Below are 24,484 nucleotides of genomic sequence, written 5' to 3' on the forward strand. Positions count from 1 at the left end.
AGCGCAAGGAAATCGAACTGCCAGAGGTGCGCGCCTGGTGTCGATCTAGCCGGAGGGGTGCGACGAGGGTGCCGCTCGACCGCACGCTCTCTAGGAGCCAGGTCTTCGGCGGTGTCTCCCGGAGCGAGCCGGAGGGTACCTCCACCTGGAGCCGCTGAAAATGAGTGGTTAGCGGCCGTTCCCCTGAGGCAGGAAAGCGGTCGCGTCGCCGCAGATTCGCTGGCCGTTGGCAGCAGGACGGTGTCGACGTCGGAAAGTGAAGGACCGTGCGCTTGGCTGCGTGACTGAGATACGCGCCGCGTGCTTCTTCTTCGTTATCGCTAACAACCTTCATCGTTCCTGAGCGCGTTGCATGCTCTTCCGACGCCGCATCACGCGATCCAATTGACAATTTACTTTTTGTATCCTGTTATCCGCCCTGGACCCGAGGCGGAGGAGGGGCTTCTTCCCCGCGGACGTCTGCAAAGAAAATAAAAAGTAGCGAGAGGGCGGAGCCGCCCTCGAACTTAGGATGGGGATGGAGATGAACGCTTATAAGCTTTGTCGGGCGACTGCGGCCTCGCGTGCCGGATTGGTGCGCCACCTGCTGGTATCTGCGAGTGTGATCGTCGGCATGGGCGGTATCGCGCATGCGCAGGACACCAATTCGACCCCGCCGTCGGGACAGCCCGACCGCGACATCAGCGCCTTGCAGGACGAGACCCAGCCGGCAGCGCAGGACGATGCGAGCGCCGGCGGCGAGATCCTGGTCACCGGCTACCGCCGTTCGATCGAGCAGAGCCTGACGCAGAAGCGCGAGGCGAATGCGTTCGTCGACGTGATCACGGCCGAGGATGTCGGCAAGTTCCCCGACAAGAACGTCGCGGACTCGCTGCAGCGCGTGCCGGGCGTGATCATCGATCGCGACGGCGGCGAGGGCAGTCGCGTCAGCATTCGCGGCCTTAGTTCCGACCTGACCCTCACCGAGCTCAACGGCAACTTCATCGCGTCCGCGGACAGCGGCGATCCGTCGCGCTCGTTCAACTACCTGCTGCTCCCCTCCTCTCTGATCGGCAGTGTCGAGGTGTTCAAGTCCCCCGAAGCCCGGCTGGACGAAGGGGGCGTCGGCGGCGTCATCATCAACCACACGCGCGAGCCGTTTGATCTGGAGCCTTGGTCCGGCAGCTTCTCGGCCGAAGGCACCTATGCCGATGTGACGGAGAAGGTGGAGCCGAACCTGTCGGGTTTGGTGTCCTGGCATAACGAGGACAAGACTCTCGGCTTCCTGCTGGGCGCTACCTATCAGGTGCGGACCAACCGGACGCTAAGCTCCTCTGCCGACAGCTGGCAGTGGTGGACCGATGACAAGGCGAGCCAGCCTGCGACCGATGTGAACGGGAATGGCTTCGCAAACGACTCCGCCGTTTCCTATTGGAACAGCGGCGCGGACGCCGGAACCACGACGCGCGACGGTACTCATTACAGCGGATATTGGGCGCCCCAGTCGGTCGGCACCAACATCTTCAATCAGGAGCGCAAGCGGCTCGGCATCCAAGCCACGGCGCAGATGCGGCCGTTCGACAATCTGGAGATCACCGCCAACTACTTCCGGTTCCAGCTCAACGGCGATTACACCAGCAACACGATCAAGATCCCCGAGTGGGGCTATGGCAACTTCTTCACCGGCGCCACGTTCGACAGGAGCGGGACGATCCTGACCGGTGCGAAGTTTGAGGTTCCGCCGGAAGGCACCGGCTGCCGCGTTCCCGGCAATCTCTGCACCATGGAGACGCCGGCGCCGCAGAACACCTATGTTCGTGAGAAGAGTGTCTCCAACACCTATGATGCGCGCGGCACCTGGGAACTCGACCGGCTGACAGTCGACTTCGTGGTCGGCAAGACCAAGGCCAAGGGCGGGCCGTCCTTCCAATTCTATGCACAAGCCAAGCCGCGCAACGGCACCGTCAACGGCAATGATCTCAGCGCCTGGAATTTCACCGATCAGTCGATCGCGATGCAATTCTCGCCCGATGTGCTCCAGAACATGTTGAACGGGGTCGCCCAGATCGACCTCGGATCGACGGGGTCGGGCTTCACAAACAGCACGATTTCTCAGCGCTACGCCCAAGTCGACGTGACGCGGAAGTTCGATTCGCCGTTCCTGGATACGCTCCAGGCCGGCGTGAAGTGGCGCGACGGCCGTATCCATCGCGAGACCGGCCGTTTCGAATGGTATTCGGACGCCGCGAATACGCTGCGCTTCCAGGACACGCCAGGCGGTGCGCTGGCCTTGCCGGAGTTCTTCTATCCCAACTCGCTGGGGAATATCGCCGGGGGCTTTGAGTCCAACGCATTCCCGGCCCTCAACATACAACAGTACATCGGCTATCTGAACGAGACCTACAACGGTCCGGTCCGGGTTCCCGAACCGCAGAACCTCTACAATATCGAGGAGAGGATCTGGGCGGGCTATGCCCAGCTGAACTTCAAGACCAGCAATGTGCGCGGCAACATCGGCGTACGTGTCGTGAATACGAAGCAGAGCGGCGTATCGACCGACCAGATCATCTACGAGAACGATTACTGCCAGAATGGTCCGGGCGGTGCGTTCGATCCGAACAAACCGAAGGGTGAGGATGGCAACTGCCTGGTGATCCCGGAGAAGGATCGGCAGGACCGCGTCTTCAGCCCGAACGCCGAAGGCAAGAGCTACACGGACGTCCTGCCCAGCTTCAACATCTCGTGGGACGTGACCCCGGACCTGCTGGTGCGTGCAGCGGCATCGAAGGTGATTTCGCGGCCTGGCTACGGCGATCTGGCTGGGTCTCGCTCCCTCACGTTCAACGCGGATCCGTTCGTGTTCGATCGTGCGGAGTTCGGTGCGCGGCCGGGCTGGTTCGGCAACGGCGGCAATTTTGCGCTGAAGCCGTTCAGCGCGTGGCAGTATGACGTGGGCGTGGAGTGGTATTTCCGGCCGGGTTCGGTGCTGGGCGCAACCCTGTTCCGCAAGGACGTCTCCGACTTCATCGTACCGGTAGTGATCGACCTCTCGCAGGAAGTCGCCGGCGAGACCGTGACGGTGCAGCAATATTCCACCCAGGCCAATGGCACGAGTGCGGTGTCGCAGGGGGTGGAAGTCTATGCCCAGCACACGCTCGACTTCGGGCTCGGCGCGCAGGTGAACTTCACGTACAATGACACGTCACAGGCCGCGGTCTCGCTGAACGGCACGGAGGTGGGTGAATCCCCCTTGGTCGGCAGCGCGAAGACACAGGTCAACGCCTCGATCTTCTATGAACGGGGACCGATCCTGCTGCGCGCTTCCTATAATCGCCGAGGTGAAGTGGTGCGCGGGCTGTCTTCTGGCCTGAACGTTTATGACGATCCGTACGAACAGGTCGATCTGAATGCCGCGTTCGAGGTCTTCCAGAACTTGCAGATCACGGCCTCGATCATCAACCTGACCAAGTCCGAACAACGGCAGCATCTGGGTAACGACACCAAGGACCGCTTCATCTCGAACGAATATGCGGGACGTCGCGCGTACCTTGGGTTCGCGTACAAGTTCTAAGATGCGGCTTTGCCAATGGGTGGTTCCGGACGGAGCCACCCATTGGCTTCGGATGACACCATAGGGCCGAGGTCCCCTTCCGCCATGTGCAGGGACGCTTCAGCCGAGATGAAGGAGGATCGTTTGCGACGCATCGGCGCGAAATGGCTGCTGACGGGCGCGGCCTTGATGGCAGGCGGGGCCGCGGTGGCGAAAAACCCGATCGTGCCAGGCTGGTACGCCGATCCCGAGGCGCGGGTGTTCGGCAACCGGTACTGGCTTTACCCGACCTATTCCGACGATTGGGGCGAGCCGGACGTGTCGCCGAGCTTCACCCCGCATCAGAAGGAACTGCGCAAGACCAAGACGGTTCGGCCGTCGTACGTCCAGCAGACGTTCTTCAACGCGTTTTCGTCACCCGATCTGGTCCACTGGACCAAGCATAGCCACGTGTTCGACGTCGCCAACGCCGCATGGGCCGGCTACGCGATCTGGGCGCCTTCCGTCATCGAGGCGAACGGGCGCTACTACATGTTCTTCAGCGCCAACGACATTCAGAGTGACGCGGAAGTCGGCGGGATCGGCCTCGCCGTCAGCGACAAGCCGGAAGGACCGTTCAAGGACGCGCTCGGCAAGCCATTGATCGGCGCGTTCCACAACGGTGCGCAGCCCATCGATCCATTCGCCTTCCGTGACGACGATGGGCAGGTGTATCTGTTCTACGGCGGCTGGAAGCACTGCAACGTGGTGAAGCTCAGCCCCGACCTGAAGTCGCTCGTGCCCTTTGCCGACGGCTCCACCTACAAGGAGATCACGCCCCCCGGCTATGTCGAGGGGTCGTTCATGATCAAGCGCAACGGCGTCTACTATCTGATGTGGTCGGAAGGCGGCTGGACCGGTCCCGACTACAGCGTTGCCTATGCGACCGGGCCTACGGCGACGGGGCCGTTCAAGTCGAGGGGCAAGATCCTCGCGCAGGACTTCCGCATTGCGCGGGGGGCCGGGCATCATTCGGTGGTGAACGTGCCCGGCACCGACGAGTGGTACATCGTCTATCATCGTCGTCCGCTCGGCGACGACAAGGGCGAGCATCGGCAGGTGGCCATCGAGCGGCTGGTGTTCGAGGCGGACGGCAGCATCCGCCCGGTGGTGATGACCAACGAGGGCGTCCAACCCCGGCCGCTGACCGCGGCTGCGGCCAAGAACTGACATCAAGAACTCAGGCCGGCGATCGAACGCCGGCCGTCCGACATCCAGGGGAGAGACCATGACCAACACCATCGCCAAAGCGCTGAGGGGCGCCTCCGCGGCGCTGCTCGCGACGACCGCCCTGGTTCCCGGCGCGATGCCCGGGTCGATGGCGGCGGTGGCGCAGGACCGCGCGCCGGCGACCGAGGCGCTGGTCGACCTGGTCAATCCGCTGATGGGCAGCGATTCCAGCTATGAACTGTCCTACGGCAACACCTATCCGGCGGTGGCCGTGCCGTGGGGCATGAACTTCTGGACGCCCGTCACGGGCAAGATGGGGAGCGGCTGGGGCTACACCTACGCCGCGCACAAGATCAACGGCATCAAGCAGACCCATCAGCCCAGCCCCTGGATGAACGACTATGCCGCCTTCGCGCTGTTCGCGGAGACGGGGCCGCTGAAGGTCAAGGAAGAGGAGCGCGCCTCTTGGTTCAGCCACAAGGCGGAGGACAGCCGGCCGTATCGCTACAAGGTCTATCTGGCCGACTATGACGTGACGGCGGAGGTGACGCCGACGGAGCGGGCCGCGCAATTCCGCTTCACCTTCCCCAAGGCCGACGACGCCCACATCATCCTCGACGCCTACAACGGCGGGTCGATGGTCCAGATCGATCCGGTGAAGCGCCGGATCACCGGCTATGTCCGCAACAACCACGGCGGCGTGCCCGACAACTTCCACAACTACTTTGTGGCCGAATTCGACCATGACTTCACCGTCACCCGCACCTGGGACGACAACGGCCAGGTGACCGCGGATCGCACGCGCGAGGGCGATCATGTCGGGGCGGTGGTGAGCTTCAAGACGCGCGCGGGCGAGCAGGTGGGCGTGAAGGTCGCCTCCTCCTTCATCAGCCCGGAACAGGCGGTGCGCAACCTGGAGCGCGAGATCGGCCGCGACAGCTACGACCAGACCGAGGCCAAGGCCAGGCAGATCTGGGAAAAGGAACTGCGCCGCGTCCAGGTGAGCGACCCGAACATCGACAACCGCCGGACCTTCTATTCCGCGCTCTGGCGGATGCTGCAGTTCCCGCGCATGTTCCACGAGACCGACGCCGCCGGCAAGACGGTCCACTACAGCCCCTATGACGGCAAGGTGCACGACGGCGTGCTCTACACCGACAACGGCTTCTGGGACACCTGGCGCGCGGTCTTCCCCTGGTTCGCGCTGATGTATCCGGAGCGCGATGGCGAGATCATGCAGGGGCTCGTCAACACGTACAAGGAGTCCGGCTGGCTTCCGGAGTGGGCTAGCCCGGGGCACCGTAACGTGATGATCGGGTCGAACTCGGCCAACCTGATTGCCGACGCCTATCTGAACGGCGTGCGCGGTTTCGACGTGGAGACGCTGTACGAGGCGATGGTCAAGAACGCGACCACGTCCGAAGGACGGCCGCGGGACAAGCGCGGGAATGTCGTGAACGCCGTCGGCCGGGAGGGTGTCGAATACTACAACCGCCTCGGCTATGTGCCGTATGACGTGGGCATCAACGAGAATGCTGCCCGGACGCTGGAATATGCGACCGCCGACTTCTCGCTGTCGCGGCTGGCGCAAGCGCTCGGCAAGACCGAAGACGCCCGGAAGTACGCGCAACAGGCGCAGAACTATCGCAAGCTGTTCGACGCGCAGAGCGGATGGATGCGCGGCCGCAACCAGGACGGCAGCTGGTCCACGCCCTTCAACCCGTACAAGTGGGGCGACGCCTTCACCGAAGGGAATTCGGTGCACTACAGCTGGTCGGTGATGCAGGACGTGCAGGGGCTGGTCGATCTGATGGGCGGCGACCAGAAGTTCGTCGACCGGCTCGACTCTGTCTTTGCGACGCCGCCGGTCTTCGACGACAGCTATTACGGCCAGGTGATTCACGAGATCCGCGAGATGCAGATCGTCAACATGGGCCAATATGCCCATGGCAATCAGCCGATCCAGCACATGCCCTATCTCTACGACTGGGCAGGTGCGCCATGGAAGACGCAGTACCACGTCCGCGACGTGCTCAAGAAGCTCTACTCCTCGGCGCCGGACGGCTATCCCGGGGACGAGGACAATGGCCAGACTTCGGCTTGGTACGTCTTCTCGGCGCTCGGCTTCTATCCGGTCACGCCCGCGGTGGGCGAATATGCGATCGGAAGCCCGCTGTTCCGTACGGTCCGGCTGACGATGCCGAACGGCAAGGTGCTGACGATCGAGGCCGTGAACAACAGTGCGGAGAACGTCTACATCCAGTCCGCGACCTTCAACGGCAAGCCGCACGACAAGGCTTGGCTGTCGCGCGAGGCGCTGCAGCAGGGCGGCACCCTGCGCTTCGTGATGGGGGCCAAGCCGAACAAGGCCTGGGCGAGCGGCAAGGCAGCTGCTCCCTTCTCCATGAGCGCGCCGAAATAAGCAGGATGAGCACGGATATGCAGATGACCTTGGGCCGACGCGATGTGATGATGGGCGCCGGAGCGATGGTACTCACGGCTGCCGTTCCGGCAGGCGCACAGAGCACGAAGTTCGTGAGCAAGCGGCCGCCGCGCGCGCAGCGCCGCTTCGTGAGCACTGCCGTGGAGGCGGAGATCCGCCGGGTGAAGGCGAAGATTGCCGATCCCGAACTCGCCTGGCTGTTCGAGAACTGCTACCCCAACACGCTCGACACCACGGTCCAGACCGGGGTGGTGGATGGTAAGCCCGACACGTTCGTCATCACCGGCGACATCGACGCGATGTGGCTGCGCGACAGCTCCGCACAGCTCCAGACCTATGTGCACCTGGCGCCCAAGGACGCCGGGCTGCGCCGGATGTTCGTAGGGGCCATCCAGCGCCAGGCGCGCTGCATCCTGGTCGATCCCTACGCCAACGCCTTCATGCGCGACACGTCGGCGAGGTCGAACCTCGGCGCGCGCGACGACATGACCGAGATGAAGCCGGGCGTGGCGGAGCGGAAGTGGGAGATCGACTCCCTCTGCTACCCGATGCGCTTCGCCCATTCCTATTGGGCGGTTACCCGCGACAAGACGCCGTTCGACGACTTCTGGGCGCAAGGGATGATGAAGGCGGTCGCCACGCTCAAGGAGCAGCAGCGGCTCGAAGGACCCGGACCATATCGCTTCCAGAGGAACCATCCATCGCCGACCGAGACGCTGATGTTCGACGGCTATGGTGCGCCGACACGCAAGGTCGGACTGATCCACTCGGGCTTCCGCCCTTCCGACGACGCGTGCGTCTTCCCCTTCCTGATCCCTTCCAACCTGTTCGCGGTGTCTGCGCTGACGATGCTGGCGACGGTGCTGAAAGAGGCGAGGGGCGATGCCGCAGGTGCGGCCGATTGCCTGGCGCTCGCCGCCAGCGTGCGCCAGGCGCTCGACCTGCACGGCAAGATGCCGGACGGCGAAGGCGGCCAGGTCTGGGCCTATGAGGTCAATGGCTTTGGCGATGCGATCTTCATGGACGACGCGAACGTCCCAAGCCTTTCGGCGCTGCCGCTGCTGGGTGCCGCCGATCGCAAGGATCCGCTGTTCCGGCGCACGGCGAAGCTCGCCTGGAGCCCGCGCAATCCGTACTTCTTCGAGGGCACGGCAGCCAAGGGGATCGGCGGTCCGCACATCGGCATGGACATGATCTGGCCGATGTCGATCATCACCCACGCCTTCAACAGCGACGACGACGCCGAGATCCGCCAGTGCCTCGTTTGGCTCAAGACGACCCACGGCGGCACCGGCTTCATGCACGAGAGCTTCCACAAGGATAATCCTGCGAAGTTCACGCGCAGCTGGTTCGCCTGGGTTAACGGCTTGTTTGGCGACCTGATCCTGAACCTGGAGCGCCGCAAGCCCGCGCTTCTCGCCAGCCGCTACTGATCCCGAGGACGTTGCAATGATCGTTACCAATCGCCGGAAGATGCTCGCTGGCAGTGGCCTCGCTGCATTGGGCGGCGCCATGCCGGGCGTCGGCTGGGCACAGGCGCCCGCCACCGGGAAGGCGGATGTGTTCGTCGGCACCGGGGGGCACGGCCATACCTTTCCAGGCGCGTCGCTGCCGTTTGGGATGGCGCAGTTGAGCCCGGACACCGACAACTCCCGCTGGGACGCGTGCTCCGGCTATCACCGGACCGATAGCTCCATCATGGGGTTCAGCCACACGCACCTGTCGGGCACCGGCATCGGCGACATGCTCGACGTCCTGGTGGTGCCCACGCGCGGGCCGCTCAAGCTCAGACCGGGCAAGCTCGGCGATGCGGATCTCGGCTATCGGCAGCGCTTCTCCAACGAATATGCGGAGCCCGGCTATTACCGCGTTCGCCTTGAATCCGGGGTGCTGAGCGAGCTGACGGTGACCGAGCGGTGCGGCATCAGCCGCCATCGCTTCCCTGCTGGTCCGGCCCACATCCTCATCGATTTCACGCACATGATCCTCGATGTCTGGGACAAGGGGGTGCTGCTCGAGAATGCCTCGCTCGCCTGGGGGGGCGACGGCGTGCTGACCGGCAGCCGGCAGGTCAACCGCTGGGCCAAGGGGCGCCACATCCACTTCGCGATGCAGCTTTCGCGCAAGCCCGATCGCATCGAGTTCTTCGGAGACGATGACAAGCCCGCGCCACAGGGGGCAAGCGGCGTCACGGGCGGCAAGCTCAAGGTCGCGCTGTTCTTCGACGACGCTGGCGGCGATCCGATCCTGATCAAGACCGGCCTATCGGCGGTCGCGCAGGAGGGTGCGCGGGCAGCGCTGGCAGCCGAGGTTCCGGGCTGGGACTTCGACGGCATCTGCGCCACGGCGCGTCAGACCTGGGCGAACGAGTTGCAGCGCGTGCGGGTGAAGGGCGGCACCGAGGCGCAACGCACGATCCTGACGAGCGCGCTCTACCATGCGTTTCTGGCGCCCACGCTCTTCACGGATCGGGACGGCCGCTATGTCGGCCTCGATCGGCAGGTGCATCAGACCAGCGCGGACTCGCCGGCGTTCAGCACCTACTCGCTCTGGGACACCTATCGCGCGCTGCACCCGCTGATGACGCTGGTTCAGCCGGAACGTGCCGCGATGTTCACCCGCGACCTGATCCGACAGACGGCCCAGAGCCCCTATGGTCCTCCCGTATGGCCGCTCCAGGGGGTGGAGACGGGCTGTATGATCGGCTGGCACTCGGTCTCGGTGATGGCCGAAGCCAAGGTCAAGGGGATCGAGGCCGACTATGCGGCTGCCTGGCCGAATATCCGGCGGCGGGCGTTCGATCCCAGCTTCAAGGACAGCGACGCTTCGCTTGGCCGCGAGCATTACTACCAGCTCGGCTACATTCCCGCCGACAAGGTGTGGGAGTCGGTCAGCCGCACGCAGGAATATGCGTACGACGACTGGGCGATGGCGGTTCTCGCCGAGGCAGCAGGTGCAGCCGAGGACGCCAAGGCCCTGCGTGCGCGGAGCCGCAACTACCGCAACGTGCTGGACGCCTCGATCGGCTTTGCCCGGCCGAAGTTCTCCGATGGGAAGTGGTGGGAGGCGTACGATCCCGTCCAGATCGGGCACATGCCCAAACCGTGGTGGCGGGACTATACCGAGGCGAACGGCTGGCAGGCGACGTTCCTGAACCAGCACGACGTCTATGGCTTGATCGAGCATTTCGGCGGAGATGCGGCGTTCGAGAAGAAGCTCGACAGCTTCTTCAACGCGCCTTCCACCCTGCCGGACAACGCGCCGCCCGACATCTCCGGATTGGTCGGGCAATATGCCCATGGCAACGAGCCGACGCACCACGCCGCCTATCTCTACGCCTTTGCGGGCGCGCCGTGGAAGACCCAGGCGATGGTGCGCCGGCTGCTGACGGAGATGTACAAGGACGATCCGGACGGCGTCATCGGCAACGACGACTGCGGCCAGATGAGCGCATGGTTCGTATTCAGTGCACTCGGCTTCTATCCGGTCGACCCGGTGAGTGCCCTCTACGTGTTCGGCTCGCCCCTGTTCGACGAGGCGGAAGTTTCGGTCGGAGAGGGCGGGACGCTGCGGGTGCGGGCGACCGGCAACGCCCCGGGGAACCCCTACGTCCAGTCGGTGCGCTGGAACGGCAAGCGCTGGACGCGCAACTGGATCTCGCATGCGGACCTGGCGCGGGGCGGCACGCTGGAGTTCGTGATGGGGCCCAAGCCCTCCCGCTTCGGAGCCGCGAAGCAAGACCGGCCGCCTTCCTTCGGACGCAACGCACTCTGAAGAAAAAGTCCCCGGAAGATGCGGACATCTTCCGGGGCAATGTTGCCGCTGGGCAAGGGGAGGGGGGCCAGCGGAACCTCGTTCAAGGAGCCGAACTCATCGACGGGGGCACGTCGGCGGGGCCGCTGCCCCAGTTCGGGTTCGGCCGTGCACCCATGGTGAGGACGAGTGTCGCGCCATCCTTTACATCGGCATGGCGGAACCACGGCTTCGTCCAGGGATGGCCATTCAGGGTCGCCGACTGGATGTAGAGGTTGGTGGCCGAGTTGTTGCGCGCCACGATCTCCAACGCCTTGCCGTTGCCCATTTGCAGCTTCACGCTGTCGAAGATCGGGCTCGAAAGCACGTAGACGTCGCTGGACGGATCGACCGGATAGAAGCCCATCGCCGTCAGCGCATACCAGGAGGATGTCGCGCCCTGGTCGTCCATGCCGGCATAGCCATAGCCTGAGGCGTCGCTGCCGTAGAGCGTGTCGAGGATGCGCCGGGACAGCGCCTGCGTCTTCCAGGGCTGGCCGCTCCAGGCATAAAGGAACGGGGCGTGCTGGTCCGGCTGGTTGCCGTGGACGTACTGGCCCACCATGCCGGTGCAGTCGCGGCAGATTCCCTTCGGCGTGTACGGCGTGCTGAAGAACTGATCGAGCTTGGCGTTGAACGCGTCGCGCCCGCCGAGCAGGGTAGAGAGACCCTGAACGTCATGCGGGACCAGCCACAGCGTCGACCAGCCCGACGCCTCCTTCATCATGAAGTTATAATAGGACTCCTGCGGGTCGAACGGCGCGATCCATGCGCCGTCGGCGGTGCGGCCGCGCATGAAGCCTGTCTTGCCATCGAAGACGTTGCGGTAATTGGCGGCACGCGTGCGGAACAGCCGGGCATCGTCCGGGTGCCCGAGCATTTCGGCGAATTCCGCCATGGCGTGATCGTCCCAGGCATATTCCAGGGTCTTGGCCGTACCTGCCTTGCCGCCTGAATAAGGAGGGCTGGGGTTCTCGTCCGGCACGACGTCGGAGACCCAGCCGTTCTTCTGATATTCGGCCAGATAGCCACGTGGCCCCTTGGGATCCGTGGCATTCCGGCGGAGGAACTCATAGGCGGCCGCATAGTCGAACGGAATGCCCCGCCGCGCCGCACCCAGGTACAGGAACACGGCATTGTCGCCATGGAAGGAGGTGTTCATGAACCCGCGCTCGCGGGCCATGTCGAGCTCTGACTGCATGATGTCGCGAACGACGTCCGGCTCGAGCAGCTCCAGGAGCACGATCTGGTTCCTGCCCGTGTCCCAGAAGGGCACCGGACCATAACGATCGTAGGTGGCCGTCTGCATCCTGCCTTTGCTGTCGGCGAAGTTCTCGCCCTTGCGTGCGACCAGGCGCGGGCTCGCGAACGACTGGAACAGCGTGGAGTAGAAGAGCATCCGCTGCTTGGGAGTGCCGCCGGTTACCTGGACCTTGTCCAGCAGCCGGCCCCAGGCCTGCCGCGCCTGCGCACGCATGCTGTCGAAGTCCCAGCCGACGCTTTCGGCGCGCAGGCGCCGCTCGGCGTCGGCGTAGCTCGGCCCATGGGCCATTCGCACCAGGATCGGCGCGTCCGCCCGCGTCGTGAAATCAAGGTAGCTGCCGGCATAGCTGCCGTCGATCCGGCGGGCGCCGGGGACCACGTCCTTGTCGCCGATCCCATAGCCCCGATTATCGCCCCCGGACTTCCGGAAGGTGCCGAAGCGCGAGAAGGGGTGCGAAAACTCCGCGACGAAATAGCGCCCGTCCGGCGCGTCGTGATCGCCGCGCCGGGCAGCAACGCCGCGAACCATGCGGTCACCGACGATCTCCACCTCCCCACCTTGCAAGGGAAGGTTGAGGACGATGTGGGCGCGATCGCTCGTCGGAAAGGTGAACCGCATCAAGCTGGTCCACCGGCTGGCGGTCAGCTCCGCGCGCGTTCGGAAGCTGTCGAGGTAGACCGAGTAGTAGCCCGGCGCAGCGACTTCCTTCGCCTTGTCATAGTAGGACTGGGTGTAGACCGGCGGAACGGTCCAGTCGCCGACGATCGGCATCAGGATCGGTTGAGCGCCGCCGCCATAGGTGGCTCCGCCGCCGCCGGTGAACCCGATCATGGTGGGGTTCGGATAATAGTAGGGGGTCGCCACACCCGTGGGATAGGTCTGTTCGATGTTGACGTTGACCGGCGCCGCCTCGACTGCGCCGTGCGGAAGGCGGGCACCTGGGGAGGTGATCCCCGAATACAGCGGCTCACCGGGGGGCGGAGCGTTGCCGATCAACTCCTTTCGATCCAGCGGCGCAGTGCCGACCAGGGGATTGGCTTCGTCGACCGGCTCGCGCCCGTTCGACTGCGCAATCGCAGACACGTGGCTGCCGATCAGCACCGCGGCGGTCGCAACCAGGCTGCGGCCGAGTCTCGTGCGCCAGACGCATGGCGAAGTTTGGATGCGCACAGACACCTCCCCGTTTCAACAATCTCGCGGTCGGGCGGCCGTGTTCGGCTTCGATAGGCCCGACAGGAGGAGGGTCGTTTAAATAAAGCATATTGTCAAATAGCGGGGATTGCCGGTCCTGCATCTGAATTCCTCTCCAGGCCCTGGGAATTCAAAGAAAAGCTTGCGGGTTCAGAAGCAGGTATCGCGCCACCTCGCGGCCAAATGAGTCTAGGGAAAACCATACCGAGTGTCGCCAGACGGAGAGGCGCTCGGCGGGTGCTTTCTCCTCCACGAGAGGCGCCTCCGCATCGTGCCGCCAGCCTGTGTGCGCGGTGATCAACAAAGGGGTTCCCATGGCTCGTCTTCGCGCAGCAGGTCTGCTCACCGTTTCCCTTCTTGCGCTCGCGTCCACGCCGGCGAGCGCGCAGCAAGCCGCCGCGCCGGGCGAGGAGGCGGAAAACGCACCTGTTGCGGGCGCCTCGACGCCGGCCGACGAGGGGAACGAGATCATCGTCACCGGCACCCGTGCGGAAGGCCGCACGCGGCTCGACAGCGCGTCGCCCGTGGACGTGCTGAGCGCCGCCAGCCTGCAGCGCCAGGGAACGACCGAGCTCGGTGCGGCGCTTGCAGCAGTTGCTCCTTCGATCGACTTCCCGCGTCCCGCGGCGAATGACGGAACCGACGCCATCCGCCCGGCGACGCTGCGCGGGCTCTCGCCCGACCAGACCCTGGTGCTGATCAACGGCGTGCGCGGCCATACGTCGGCGCTCCTGAATACCAACGGCACCGTGGGCCGCGGCTCGGCCGCCGTGGATCTCAACACCATCCCAGTCACGGCGCTGGATCGCATCGAAGTGCTGCGCGACGGCGCATCGGCACAATATGGCTCCGACGCGATTGCGGGCGTCGTCAACCTGCGCTTGCGAGAGGCCCGCGAAGGTGGCGGCGCGTCGGTGACCTACGGCTTTTACAACACCCAGATCGACACCGCCCGCGGCAGCCGCCACACCAATGGCGAGCCGACGGTGACGGCTTCGCTGTGGCAGGGCATCGGCTTTGGCAGCGACGGCTTCCTCACCCTTTCGGGCGAATATACCAAGCGCGAGCCGACCAACCGCGCGGACTATGATCCGCGCGTGACGCCGAGCCGCATCACCGGCCGCTACGGCGATCCCGAGGTGGATCAATATTCCATCTTCGCCAATGCAGGGACCTCACTCGGCGAGACTTTCCAGCTTTACGGCTGGGCCGGCTATCAAAACCGAAAATCCGAGAGCGCGGCCTTTCCGCGGCTGCCGGGCGTCACGTCTGGGTACAGCAACGCCGCCTCCATCTACCCCGACGGCTTTCTTCCGCTGATCAACAGCAAGTCGCGCGACCTGAACTCCGCGGTCGGCGTGAAGGGCGACGTCGGGGGCTGGAACCTGGACCTGAACGTCAGCTACGGGCGCAACAAGATCGAGTTCCGCACGCGCAACTCGGCCAACTTCTCCTATGGCGCCGAAACACCGACCGACTTCTACGATGGCGCGCTGGTCTACGATCAGTGGGTCGCCGGCCTGGATGTCGCGCGCAGCTTCGACGTCTTCCAGTCGCTCAACGTCGCCTTCGGCGTCGAGGGGCGCCGTGAGGGCTACAAGATCGAGGCGGGCGAGCTCGCGTCCTACGGCTATCCGACGCCAGATTATGCGGGCGGTGCAGCCCCGGGTGCGCAGGGCTTCGGCGGCTTCTCGCCCCTGAACGAGATCGAGCGCAGCCGCCGCAACGGCAGCATCTATGCCGATGTGGAAGCGCAGGTGACGGACGAGCTGCTGCTTGGCATCGCCGGGCGTGCAGAGAAGTATTCGGATTTCGGCTCGACCGTGAACGGTAAGCTGTCGGCGCGCTATGACGTGGCGGACTGGCTTGCGCTTCGCGGCACCGCTTCGACCGGCTTCCGCGCACCGTCGCTGCAGCAGCAGTATTTCACGCAGATCGCACAGGTGGTGCAGAACGGCGTGCCGGTGCAGACCGGGACCTATCCGTCGGTGGATCCGGTTGCCCGGGCGCTGGGCGGGCTGCCGCTCGATGCCGAGAAGTCGACCAACCTTTCGGCGGGCTTCGTGGTTCGCGCGGGCGGCTTCGACCTGACGGTGGACGCCTATCGTATCCACATCCGCGACCAGATCGGCCTCTCCGAGAATATCAGCGCTGGGACGCCCGGCACGCCCAGCTACAACCCGGAGGTGGCTCGACTGCTGCCGGACGGCGTGCAGGCGGCGCGGTTCTTCATCAACGGGCTGGCCTCGACCACCAAGGGCATCGATGCGGTCGCGCATTATCGCCTGCGGACCGCAGCCGCCGGCAGCTTCGACTTCACGCTCGCGGGCAACATCAATGATGTGAAGGTCACGCGCGTACCGACCACCACGTCGACCCTGAACCCGGCACCGACGCTGTTTGCCCGCACCCGCATCCTGTCGCTGGAAGAGGGCACGCCGCGGGAGAAGGTGACCGGCACGATCGACTGGTCGCTCGACCAACTCGGCGCGCTTGCGCGCGTCACCTATTACGGCGACGTGACCCAGCCGGGCACCACGGAAGCGGCAGACGTCCACACCGGCCGACACGCGATCACCGACCTCGAGCTGCGGTACCAGGCGACCAAGGGTGCGCAGTTCGCCCTGGGCGTGAACAACCTGTTCGATGTCTATCCGGATCGCATCATCCCGGCGAACAACAGCACCGGCGTGCTGGGCTTCCCCTACTACTCGCCGTTCGGCTTCAACGGCCGCTATCTCTACGCGCGCGCCGGTCTCAACTGGTGAGGCCCTGCCAGGCCGGGCTGTCCCCGGCTTGGCGGAACCGTACAGCCGCCCTATGCGCTTCTCCCATCAACGGAGTGGGAGTAGGTGATGATCGGACGGCTGTTCACGGATCATCCCCGTAGCGTCGGGGAAAGCTATGCCGAACATGCGCGTACGGCGGCGCATTTCGGCTTCGCGATGCTGAAAGGGGGCGCGGCGTGTCTCGTGCATGCCGTGGTTCCCGCATGGTTCACCCGCACCGGGAGCAACACGGTGCGGCAGCTGCACGCTGAGATGACCCGCCGCAACGCCGCGGCGGTGGCCGAGGGATCCGCGCTGGTCTACGAGATCTGAGCGCGTGATCCGTCATGTCGCGATCGTCGGCGCGGGTTTTTCGGGCACGCTGCAGGCCATCAACCTGCTGCGCCACGGAGGGCCCCGTGCGACCCTGATCGAGCGGGCGCCGCGTCCCGGCCTCGGGCTGGCCTATGGCGCTGCGCATCCGAGCCATGTCCTCAACGTCCGCGCTTCGAACATGAGCGCTTTTCCGGATGAGCCGGACCATTTCGTGCGCTGGCTGGAGAAGCGCGGGGTGCCGGATGCACCCGCTGCATTCGTGCCGCGGTTGACCTATGGCAGCTATCTGCGCGAACTGCTCGACGAGGCGCAGGCACGCGCCGGCGACCGGCTGCGCATCGTTCAGGGCGACGCGCTCGACGTGGTTGAGAACGGAGACGTTCGCGTGCAGCTGGCGAATGGTCCCGAGATCGTTGCCGATGCAGCGGTGCTTGCGGTGGGCAACCTGCCGCCCCATTCGCCGCCCGGCCTCGATCCGGCTGCGATCTCAGCGGAGCGCTACAAGGGCGATCCGTGGGACCCGGGGGTCGGGGAGGGGCTTTCCGGTGAGGATACCGTCCTGGTCATCGGTACCGGCCTGACCATGGTCGACGTCGTGCTGATGCTCGACGCGCGCGGTTTCAAAGGCCGCATCGTTGCACTGTCCCGGCGAGGGCTGCTGCCCCGGCGGCACGAAGCTCCCGCCGCGTGGGAAAAGATCGTGGAGAAGCCTTCGGAGACCGGGGCGAGGCTGGTGCACCGCGTACGTGAGCGTGCCCAGGAGGTCGGCTGGCGGAACGCCGTCGATGAGCTACGCCCCTACACGCAGGCGCTGTGGGCACAGGCGACGGAGGCGGACCGCGCCCGGTTCCTGCGGCACCTGCGTCCGTGGTGGGACGTGCATCGCCACCGGCTTGCTCCAGCGGTCGCCGACCGGCTTGCCGATCTGCAGGCGATCGGGCGGTTGAACGTCGTCGCTGGGAAGACGCTCGGGTTCGAGGAGGTCGGCGACGGCGTTACCGTCCGCTACCGGCCGCGCGGCGCCGAGGCGGAGCAGCGGCTGCATGTCAACCGGATCATCAACTGCACCGGACCGCAAGGTGACCTGCTGCGCACCAGTGAGCCGCTGCTGCGCAGGCTGGTCGATCGCGGCGCAGTGCGTCCCGACCCCGAGCATCTGGGTCTCGACGTCACGGTCAGTGGGCAGGTGGTGCGGGCAGACGGCTCGGCAAGCGAACGGCTGTTCGCACTCGGCCCCATGACACGCGGCGCTTTCTGGGAGATCGTCGCGGTGCCGGATATCCGCCGCCAGACCTGGGACGTGGCGCGGCGGCTGTCGAATGCGCATTGGGTCGGCGGGGAGGGCCTGTAGCACCTGCGGGAGGTTGGACTGTTCCGCGTTCGTTCCTGGCGTGCTACGGTGATGTCATGCTCGCTCATGTCTCGCCCCTTACGAGTATCTGCCGGTGACGCGGCGTGCCGGAAGCGCCGATCTGCCGCTGCACGGCGGCAGGGTGCCGGCTTGGCTCGGCCAGCGGATGACGAAGCTCGGCGCGGTGATCGTCGAGGCGATCGTCCACGAATATGGCCGCGACGAGTTGCTCCGGCGGCTGGCGCACCCTTTCTGGTTCCAGTCGTTCGGCGCGGTGATGGGGATGGACTGGCATTCCTCCGGCATCACCACGAGTGTTCTTGGAGCGCTCAAGCGCGGGCTGGCACCGCTTTCCGGCGAACTCGGTATCCACGTGTGCGGCGGTCGGGGGCGTCATTCGCGGGCGACGCCGTCGGAACTCGCGGCAGTGGGTGACCGAGTGGGCCTGGATGGCGCGGCGCTTGGCAAGGCCAGCCGGCTTGTCGCGAAGGTCGACAGTGCCGCGGTGCAGGACGGGTTCGACCTCTATCTCCACGGCTTCATCGTCACGGATGAGGGGCGCTGGGTGGTCGTGCAGCAGGGGATGAACGGGGATCGCAGGCAGGCGCGCCGCTATCATTGGCTGTCGGAGGGGATCACCAGCTTCGTCGATGCTCCCCACGCCGCCATCGAGGGCCGCGGGCAGGGAATGATCGTCAATCTGGCCGACCGTCGCGCGGCGCCCTCCCGGGAGCGCCAACTGGAGGTGCTGGCGACACTCGGTCCGGACGGGATTGTGCGGGAGTTTGCTCGGATGCAGCCCGTTGAGCCAGCTGCGCCGGCACAGGACCTGCTGCCCCACCTCGTGATGCCGGAACATCACGACGTGCGGCCCGAGAACATCGTGGTGCGGCGCCTCCACGGCAACCTCGCCGCCGCGGCGGATCGCGCGCCAGTCGATTTCGCCGACCTCCTGCTGTCGCCGCGGGTCGGCGCACGGACGGTGCAGGCGCTCGCGATGGTGGCGGAGGTGGTGCACGGCACGCCTTGCCGCTTCACCGATCCCGCGCGCTTCTCGCTCGCGCATGGCGGCAAGGACCGTCACCCCTTTCCGGTGCCCACCCGCGTCTACGACCAGAGCATCGCGGTCATGAAGCGGGCAGTGATCAAGGCGAAACTCGGAAATACTGAGGAGCTCGCGGCGATCCGCCGCCTGGACGCGCAGGCGCGGCGGCTGGAGCGGGATGCCACCGGTCCCTCGGTGGAAGCACTGATCGCGCAGGAACGCCGTTCAAGCCACGAATATGGCGGGCGCAGCGTCTTCGGGTTCGAACCGCCCCTGACGAGCGAGAAGATCGCCGGCTAGGCCAGCAGGATCGCGCCACCGATCAGCATCGCGCCCGCCACGATCGCACCGCCGATCCAGCGCGATCCCGTGATGATCGCTGCTCCGGCATCCTGTGGTGGCTGGGCGGGTTCGCTTTCGAGACGCCGGATTGCGGCGCGGAGCAGCCGCGGCGCGTCGCTCCCGATCTTGCTGAGTTCCCACGCGAGCGCCTGAAGCGTCGGCAGCCAATGGTCGGGCGAGAGCCGGGCCTGTGCGATCCGCAGCGACGAACGCTGCATCGCCGAAGACAGGTCGAAGTCGGGCTGGATCGCCGTGAGCACCCCGTCGATCGTCGCCAGCGCCTTGAAGATCAACAGCAGGTCCGGGGGCATCGTTATGCCCTCGTCGCGCATCAATGGCAGGAAGTCCGCAACCATCGCGCTCAGGACGACACGGCCGCCACCATGGCGCACGATCAACCGCTCGGCTGCCGCCTGGACGCGGTCACGCGGCACGGCGTTTCCGGCGGACCAGATCGCGAGGACGTCGGCCAGAGCCGCCGGATCACCGGCGTTCAGCGACTGGGTGAAGGCGATGAACTCCTCGCGGCGGCGCGGTGAGACATGACCGATCATGCCGAGGTCGAGCAACGCGATACGGTTGCCCGGCAGGCACAACAGGTTGCCCGGATGCGGATCCGCATGGAAGCGCCCGTTCACCAACACCATGTCGAGCACGATGTCGGCGCCAAGCGATGCGATTTCCGCCGGATCGATACCCGCCGCACGGAGACGATCGCCGTCCCGGGGCGGGGTTCCCGCGATGTAGTCCATCACCAGCAGCGCTTCGGAGGTCCAGGCCCAGTGGATCTCCGGCACCACCACGCGCGGATCGCCTGCGAAGTCGGCGCGAATCCGGTCGGCGTTGCGACCTTCCCCGGTGAAGTCGAGTTCCTCCAGCACGGCGTCGGCGAGTTGGCGCGTCATCGCGGCGGGCGCGAAGCGCCTAGCCTCGGCGCTCGCGGCTTCCGCCACCGAGGCCAGTTGGGCGATCAGCCGCAGGTCGGCTTCCATGCGCGGCCGGATGTCTGGTCGCCGGATCTTGAGAACGACGGGCGTTCCGTCTTTCAGGGTCGCGCGGTGGACCTGGGCCATGGAAGCGGCGGCCAGAGGTTCGGGATCGAAGCTCCCGAACGCAGTCTCGGGTGATTGGCCGAGTGCCTCCTCCACCGCCGGACGGAGAGCTTCAAAGGGCAGGGTGGGAGCGCCGCTGTGCAGTTGCTCCAGTTCCGCGATCCATTCCGGGGGCAGCAGGTCGCCGCGCGTGGCCAGGATCTGGCCCAGCTTCACGAACGTGGGTCCCAAGGCCTCCAGCGCCAGTCGCGTGCGGCGCGGAAGGGTCTGGGGATTGTCGACTTCGCCGTCGTTCCGCTCCAGCCCCAGCCGGGCAAGCAAGACCCCGAGGCCGAAGCGCGAGGCGATCTGCAGGATCTCTGCAAGCCGCCCGCGATCGCGGGCGGCTACCATCAGGGTCTTGATCATGCGGGGCTCTTCCTTACCCCTATTTCTCGAAGGCGACCGTCGCCATCACGGGGAAGTGATCCGAGGCATAGGTCGTGCCCTCGTGATGCGTGTCGACCGTCGCGTCCTTGATCTGGAAGCCGCGGACGAACAGGTAATCGATACGCTTTTTCCCGACGCCCGTGAAATCGTGGAAGGTGAGCTCCGGACCCTGCTTGCGCGGGGCGGCCGTCCAGGCGTCGGTGAGGGCCTTGGAGAACTCAGCGTAGACGCCGCTGTTCGGTTCTGCGTTGAAGTCGCCGGCCACGACGAGCGGCAGGTCCTTCGCGATGGTGGGGAGGCGCGACAGGATCAGGGCGCCGCCCTGCTCGCGCGCCTGCGCGTCCTGGTCCCGGTGCGGCAAGTGGGTATCGACGAAGACGAAGCGGCGCGGATTGCGGCCGAGAGTCTCGAACACGCCCCAGGTCGCCATGCGCGGCAGATCGGTACCCCAGCTCATGCTGCCGGGCTGCTCGGGCGTGTCGGACAGCCAGAAGTCGCCCTCGGTCACCAGCCGGAGCCGGTCGGTGCGATAGAGGATGCCCATATGCTCATCCGCGTGACCGCCCCGTCGATCGCGACCGAACCAGCGATATTGCGGCAGCGCGCGCACCAGATCGTCGCCCTGCCGCTGGTGGAGTTCCTGCGTGCCGATCACATCCGGCTGGGTGTCGCGGATCGTCGCCACCATCACGGGGCGCCGCACGTCCCACCGGGTCGGACCCTCGTCGTAGGAAAGGCGGACGTTGAAGGTCATCACCCGCAGCGAAGAGGCCGGCGCACAGGCTGCCACTGTGGCGACGAGGAACAGCCCTATGCTCCGGCGCAGGATCGACATCATTCATTCTCCCCAATTCTTCTTGCTGGTCATTTCCCGATGGGCGGGGATCGCGTCAATGCCATGACGACCCTGTGCGATGCGCCGCCGGGGGGCGTCCCCTGTGAAGACTTGGCTACCGTTTGCAACAAAATGTTGCTGAGCGGGGTTCCATTTAGTTAGCTTCCTAACTATCTGGCGTCGCCATGCCGGATCAACAGCTGCAACGCGGGTTCACGCACCGCCTGATGCCGCTCGCGCGCGCCTATCGACGCTACATCGACAAAGGGCTCTCTTCGCTCGAGCTGTCCCACACCACGGCGTTGGCAGTGATGCTGATCGGCCGGATGGGAGACGGGCTTCGCCAGGGCACGCTTGCAGAAGAGCTGGGACTGGAAGGGGCATCGCTGGTCCCGCTGATCCAGCAGCTACTGCAGGCAGGTCTTCTCGATCGCCGTCCTGACCCCGAGGACGGTCGCGCCAAGACCCTCCACCTCACCGATGCCGGCCGGAGCCTTGCCGCAGAGGTCGAAGAACGCTCGGCGACGCTGCGCGCGCGCGTCTTCGCGAGCATCCCGGACGAAGATGTTGCCGCCGCGTTGCGGGTGATGGACCGCCTGGCGGTCGTCCTCCAGGAATGTGCAGACGGGACGCCGGCCGCGTGACGATCGGCGTGCGTCATCTGGTGTTCTCGGCCAACGCCTTTGCCGGCGCCTTGCTGGCGTTGTTCCTCTCCTTCGAGATCGGCCTGGAACGTCCCTTCTGGGCGATGGTGACCGTCTATATCGCGAGCCAGCCCCTTTCCGGCGCGTCGGTTTCCAAGGGCGTGTTCCGCCTCATCGGGACCGTGGTCGGCGCGGGCGCCGCAGTGGTCATGGTGCCGGCATTCGTGAACGCGCCGGTGTTGCTGACGCTCGTAATGGCCCTGTGGGTCGGCGGCTGCCTGTTCGTCTCGCTGATGGACCGTACCCCGCGCTCCTACCTCTTCATGCTGGCCGGTTACACGGCCGCCTTCGTCGGGTTTCCCTCCGCAGGTCACCCGGAGCAGGTGTTCGGCACCGCGGTGCTCCGCGCCCAGGAAATCGGGCTCGGCGTGTTCTGCGCGATGCTGTTCCACTCGATCATCTTCCCGCTGAGCGTGGGCGACGCGGTGCGCGATCGGCTGCGCGACATCCTGGCGGATGCCGAGCGCTGGACCGCGGACGCCCTGTCCGGCGCCTCCTCCCCAGAGACGGAGATGGAGCGCCGCCGCCTCGCGAACGATACGACCGAGCTCCATCTGCTGGGCACACATCTGCCCTATGACACCGCGCGGATTCGCCCGGAGCGCAGGACACTGGCCGCACTTCAGGACCGATTGGTGCTGTTGCTGCCGATGGCCTCCGCGATTGAGGATCGCATCGTCACGCTGCGGGCGGCAGGGGCGCTACCGGAGTACCTCGATCGGCTGATCGAGGACATCCGCAGCTGGATCAAGGATCCCGCTGCGGCGGATCCGGACATGCTCCACGAGCGCGCCGAAGCGCTTTCGCGGGAGGCGGCGAGAAGACACGACTGGAATGCGCTTCTCCAGGTAAACCTTGCAGGTCGGCTGGCGGAACTCATCGTTTTGCTCGGGACCATCCGGTCGCTCGCACGCGCGATCCGCTTCCCTGAGGAGAAGCTGCCCCAGGCGTTGCGGCAGACGATCCGGGCGGCGCGCCCGCGCAAGTTCCACCTCGACTACGCGCTCGCGCTGCGCTCGGCCTTTGCCGCGGTGCTGGCGATCGGGGGATGCGCAGCGTTCTGGATCTTCAGCGGCTGGCCCGACGGCGCCACTGCAACGATGATCGCCGCGGTCATGTGCTGCTTCTTCGCGGCCATGGACGATCCCACCGTCGCGCAGCGTGGTTTCCTCTACGGCACCGCGGCCGGCATTCCGCTCGTCGGCCTGTACCTGTTCGCCATCCTGCCGATGATCAGCGGCTTTCCGCTGCTGGCGCTGGTACTCGCGCCCCTTTTCCTGCCGCTCGGCGTGGCAGTCGCCTTCCCGGCACTCGCCGGTGCGACGATGCCGCTGGTGGTAGGGATCGCGGGCGGGCTGGCGCTCAACAACAACTATGGTCCGTCCGATTTCGCCACCTTCGTGAACAGCAATTTCGCGTTGTGCGCGGGGGTTCTGGCCGCGATCTTCGCGACCCGTCTGGTGCGCGTGCTGGATCCCGCGGCGGCGGTGCTGCGGGTCCTGCGGGCCGGCTGGCGCGATCTCGCCGACGCGGCCGAGGGGCGTTCGATCCGCAGTCCGGCGGCCTGGACCAGTCGCATGCTGGACCGGGTGGGGCTTATCCTTCCCCGCCTCCCGCGCGCAGCCGCGGACCTCAGGCTCGCTGGAACCGACGCCCTTCGCGATCTTCGCGTCGGCCTGGGCGTGCTTCAGGTCCGCGAAGCGGCGCGAACGACCCCGTCGGGCGCCGCACGGGTCGCGTTGGAGCGGCTTGTCGCAACCCTCGGACGCCACTTCCGCCGGCTCGGAAACGGAGCGAGCGAACGTGCGCCGTTGATGCTGCTCGACGAGATCGACGTCGCATTGGCGCTGACCCTGGACGCGCCGGCGGACTTCCCTGGCCGTGAGCCGACGCTGCACGCGCTCGTCGGCCTGCGCCGCAATCTCTTTCCCGACGCCAGCGCCTGGCAACCGGAGGCCCTTGCCGCATGAACGGCCAGATCGACATCAACGGCATCTATGTCCACCCGCTGCTGATCGCGGCGATCGTCGCCTATGCGGTGTCGCTCCCGATCGAATGGGCACTCGCCCGTGTGGGTTTCTACCGCTTCGTCTTCCACCGGGGCTTGTTCGACTTCGCCCTGGTCGTCGTCCTGTGGGGGCTGGTCGCGGCCGCCCTGTCCACCGGCACTCCCTTCGCGCTTTCCTTCTGAGAC

The 24,484-nt window shown here is 65.9% G+C and carries 15 protein-coding genes; 12 read left to right on the forward strand and 3 right to left on the reverse strand.

The window, feature by feature from the left end; all coding sequences use genetic code 11:
- Positions 1 to 523: 523 nt before the first annotated feature.
- The 5 genes from VPH46_RS00930 to VPH46_RS00950 all read left to right on the forward strand — a co-directional run bounded on the left by VPH46_RS00930 (position 524) and on the right by VPH46_RS00950 (position 10,955).
- Positions 524 to 3,550, forward strand: coding sequence for a TonB-dependent receptor (locus tag VPH46_RS00930; protein WP_416608072.1), 3,027 nt, complete (start codon positions 524 to 526; stop codon positions 3,548 to 3,550).
- Positions 3,551 to 3,673: 123 nt separating this feature from the next.
- The gene (locus tag VPH46_RS00935; RefSeq protein ID WP_416608075.1) at positions 3,674 to 4,738 is read left to right on the forward strand and encodes a glycoside hydrolase family 43 protein; all 1,065 of its coding nucleotides are present in this window, start codon (positions 3,674 to 3,676) and stop codon (positions 4,736 to 4,738) included.
- 58 nt (positions 4,739 to 4,796) lie between these two features.
- Positions 4,797 to 7,160: a GH92 family glycosyl hydrolase gene (locus VPH46_RS00940; RefSeq protein WP_416608077.1), complete on the forward strand. Its 2,364-nt coding sequence runs from the start codon at positions 4,797 to 4,799 to the stop codon at positions 7,158 to 7,160.
- Between the two features lie 23 nt (positions 7,161 to 7,183).
- Positions 7,184 to 8,614 carry a glycoside hydrolase family 125 protein gene (locus tag VPH46_RS00945; RefSeq protein ID WP_416608080.1) on the forward strand — a complete coding sequence of 477 codons (1,431 nt, stop codon included), beginning with the start codon at positions 7,184 to 7,186 and terminating at the stop codon, positions 8,612 to 8,614.
- A 16-nt stretch (positions 8,615 to 8,630) separates the two neighbouring features.
- Positions 8,631 to 10,955, forward strand: coding sequence for a GH92 family glycosyl hydrolase (locus VPH46_RS00950; RefSeq protein WP_416608082.1), 2,325 nt, complete (start codon positions 8,631 to 8,633; stop codon positions 10,953 to 10,955).
- An 82-nt stretch (positions 10,956 to 11,037) separates the two neighbouring features.
- Here VPH46_RS00950 and VPH46_RS00955 read toward each other — a convergent pair whose 3' ends face one another.
- The gene (locus VPH46_RS00955; protein ID WP_416608085.1) at positions 11,038 to 13,413 is read right to left on the reverse strand and encodes a GH92 family glycosyl hydrolase; all 2,376 of its coding nucleotides are present in this window, start codon (positions 13,411 to 13,413) and stop codon (positions 11,038 to 11,040) included.
- Positions 13,414 to 13,742: 329 nt separating this feature from the next.
- Here VPH46_RS00955 and VPH46_RS00960 point away from each other — a divergent pair, with 329 nt between their 5' ends.
- The 4 genes from VPH46_RS00960 to VPH46_RS00975 all read left to right on the forward strand — a co-directional run bounded on the left by VPH46_RS00960 (position 13,743) and on the right by VPH46_RS00975 (position 19,228).
- Complete coding sequence (locus VPH46_RS00960; RefSeq protein WP_416608087.1) at positions 13,743 to 16,196, forward strand: TonB-dependent receptor plug domain-containing protein; 2,454 nt, start codon at positions 13,743 to 13,745, stop codon at positions 16,194 to 16,196.
- Between the two features lie 87 nt (positions 16,197 to 16,283).
- Positions 16,284 to 16,529, forward strand: a complete 246-nt coding sequence (locus VPH46_RS00965; RefSeq protein WP_239434693.1) for a DUF6356 family protein — start codon at positions 16,284 to 16,286, stop codon at positions 16,527 to 16,529.
- A 4-nt stretch (positions 16,530 to 16,533) separates the two neighbouring features.
- Positions 16,534 to 17,883: an FAD/NAD(P)-binding protein gene (locus VPH46_RS00970; RefSeq protein ID WP_416608089.1), complete on the forward strand. Its 1,350-nt coding sequence runs from the start codon at positions 16,534 to 16,536 to the stop codon at positions 17,881 to 17,883.
- Positions 17,884 to 17,977: 94 nt separating this feature from the next.
- Positions 17,978 to 19,228, forward strand: coding sequence for a DUF763 domain-containing protein (locus VPH46_RS00975; RefSeq protein WP_416608091.1), 1,251 nt, complete (start codon positions 17,978 to 17,980; stop codon positions 19,226 to 19,228).
- Here the strand turns inward: VPH46_RS00975 and VPH46_RS00980 are convergent.
- Positions 19,225 to 20,730 (reverse strand): ABC1 kinase family protein, encoded by a 1,506-nt coding sequence (locus VPH46_RS00980; RefSeq protein ID WP_416608094.1) that lies wholly within the window; start codon positions 20,728 to 20,730, stop codon positions 19,225 to 19,227. The two genes, VPH46_RS00975 and VPH46_RS00980, sit on opposite strands and share 4 nt — an antisense overlap.
- Before the next feature lie 19 nt (positions 20,731 to 20,749).
- Positions 20,750 to 21,589, reverse strand: a complete 840-nt coding sequence (locus tag VPH46_RS00985) for an endonuclease/exonuclease/phosphatase family protein (protein WP_416608096.1) — start codon at positions 21,587 to 21,589, stop codon at positions 20,750 to 20,752.
- 182 nt (positions 21,590 to 21,771) lie between these two features.
- Between VPH46_RS00985 and VPH46_RS00990 the strand changes: the two genes are divergently transcribed.
- Genes VPH46_RS00990 through VPH46_RS01000 form a run of 3 tightly spaced genes read left to right on the forward strand, consistent with a single transcriptional unit; the run spans position 21,772 to position 24,481 of the window.
- The gene (locus VPH46_RS00990) at positions 21,772 to 22,230 is read left to right on the forward strand and encodes a MarR family winged helix-turn-helix transcriptional regulator (RefSeq protein WP_416608099.1); all 459 of its coding nucleotides are present in this window, start codon (positions 21,772 to 21,774) and stop codon (positions 22,228 to 22,230) included.
- Complete coding sequence (locus VPH46_RS00995) at positions 22,203 to 24,260, forward strand: FUSC family protein (protein ID WP_416608101.1); 2,058 nt, start codon at positions 22,203 to 22,205, stop codon at positions 24,258 to 24,260. Before VPH46_RS00990 ends, VPH46_RS00995 begins: the two co-directional genes overlap by 28 nt.
- Positions 24,257 to 24,481, forward strand: a complete 225-nt coding sequence (locus VPH46_RS01000; RefSeq protein WP_125959557.1) for a DUF1656 domain-containing protein — start codon at positions 24,257 to 24,259, stop codon at positions 24,479 to 24,481. Before VPH46_RS00995 ends, VPH46_RS01000 begins: the two co-directional genes overlap by 4 nt.
- Positions 24,482 to 24,484 lie beyond the last annotated feature (3 nt).

This window comes from Sphingomonas sp. MJ1 (PH-R8) (genome assembly GCF_048058635.1).
Classification (GTDB): domain Bacteria; phylum Pseudomonadota; class Alphaproteobacteria; order Sphingomonadales; family Sphingomonadaceae; genus Sphingomonas.

Coding starts and splice junctions, on each gene's coding strand:
- VPH46_RS01000 (WP_125959557.1), top strand. CDS start 24,257: ATGAACGGCCAGATCGACATCAACGGCATCTATGTCCACCCGCTGCTG.
- VPH46_RS00960 (WP_416608087.1), top strand. CDS start 13,743: ATGGCTCGTCTTCGCGCAGCAGGTCTGCTCACCGTTTCCCTTCTTGCG.
- VPH46_RS00995 (WP_416608101.1), top strand. CDS start 22,203: ATGTGCAGACGGGACGCCGGCCGCGTGACGATCGGCGTGCGTCATCTG.
- VPH46_RS00950 (WP_416608082.1), top strand. CDS start 8,631: ATGATCGTTACCAATCGCCGGAAGATGCTCGCTGGCAGTGGCCTCGCT.
- VPH46_RS00980 (WP_416608094.1), bottom strand. CDS start 20,730: ATGATCAAGACCCTGATGGTAGCCGCCCGCGATCGCGGGCGGCTTGCA.
- VPH46_RS00965 (WP_239434693.1), top strand. CDS start 16,284: ATGATCGGACGGCTGTTCACGGATCATCCCCGTAGCGTCGGGGAAAGC.
- VPH46_RS00940 (WP_416608077.1), top strand. CDS start 4,797: ATGACCAACACCATCGCCAAAGCGCTGAGGGGCGCCTCCGCGGCGCTG.
- VPH46_RS00945 (WP_416608080.1), top strand. CDS start 7,184: ATGACCTTGGGCCGACGCGATGTGATGATGGGCGCCGGAGCGATGGTA.
- VPH46_RS00930 (WP_416608072.1), top strand. CDS start 524: ATGAACGCTTATAAGCTTTGTCGGGCGACTGCGGCCTCGCGTGCCGGA.
- VPH46_RS00985 (WP_416608096.1), bottom strand. CDS start 21,589: ATGATGTCGATCCTGCGCCGGAGCATAGGGCTGTTCCTCGTCGCCACA.
- VPH46_RS00990 (WP_416608099.1), top strand. CDS start 21,772: ATGCCGGATCAACAGCTGCAACGCGGGTTCACGCACCGCCTGATGCCG.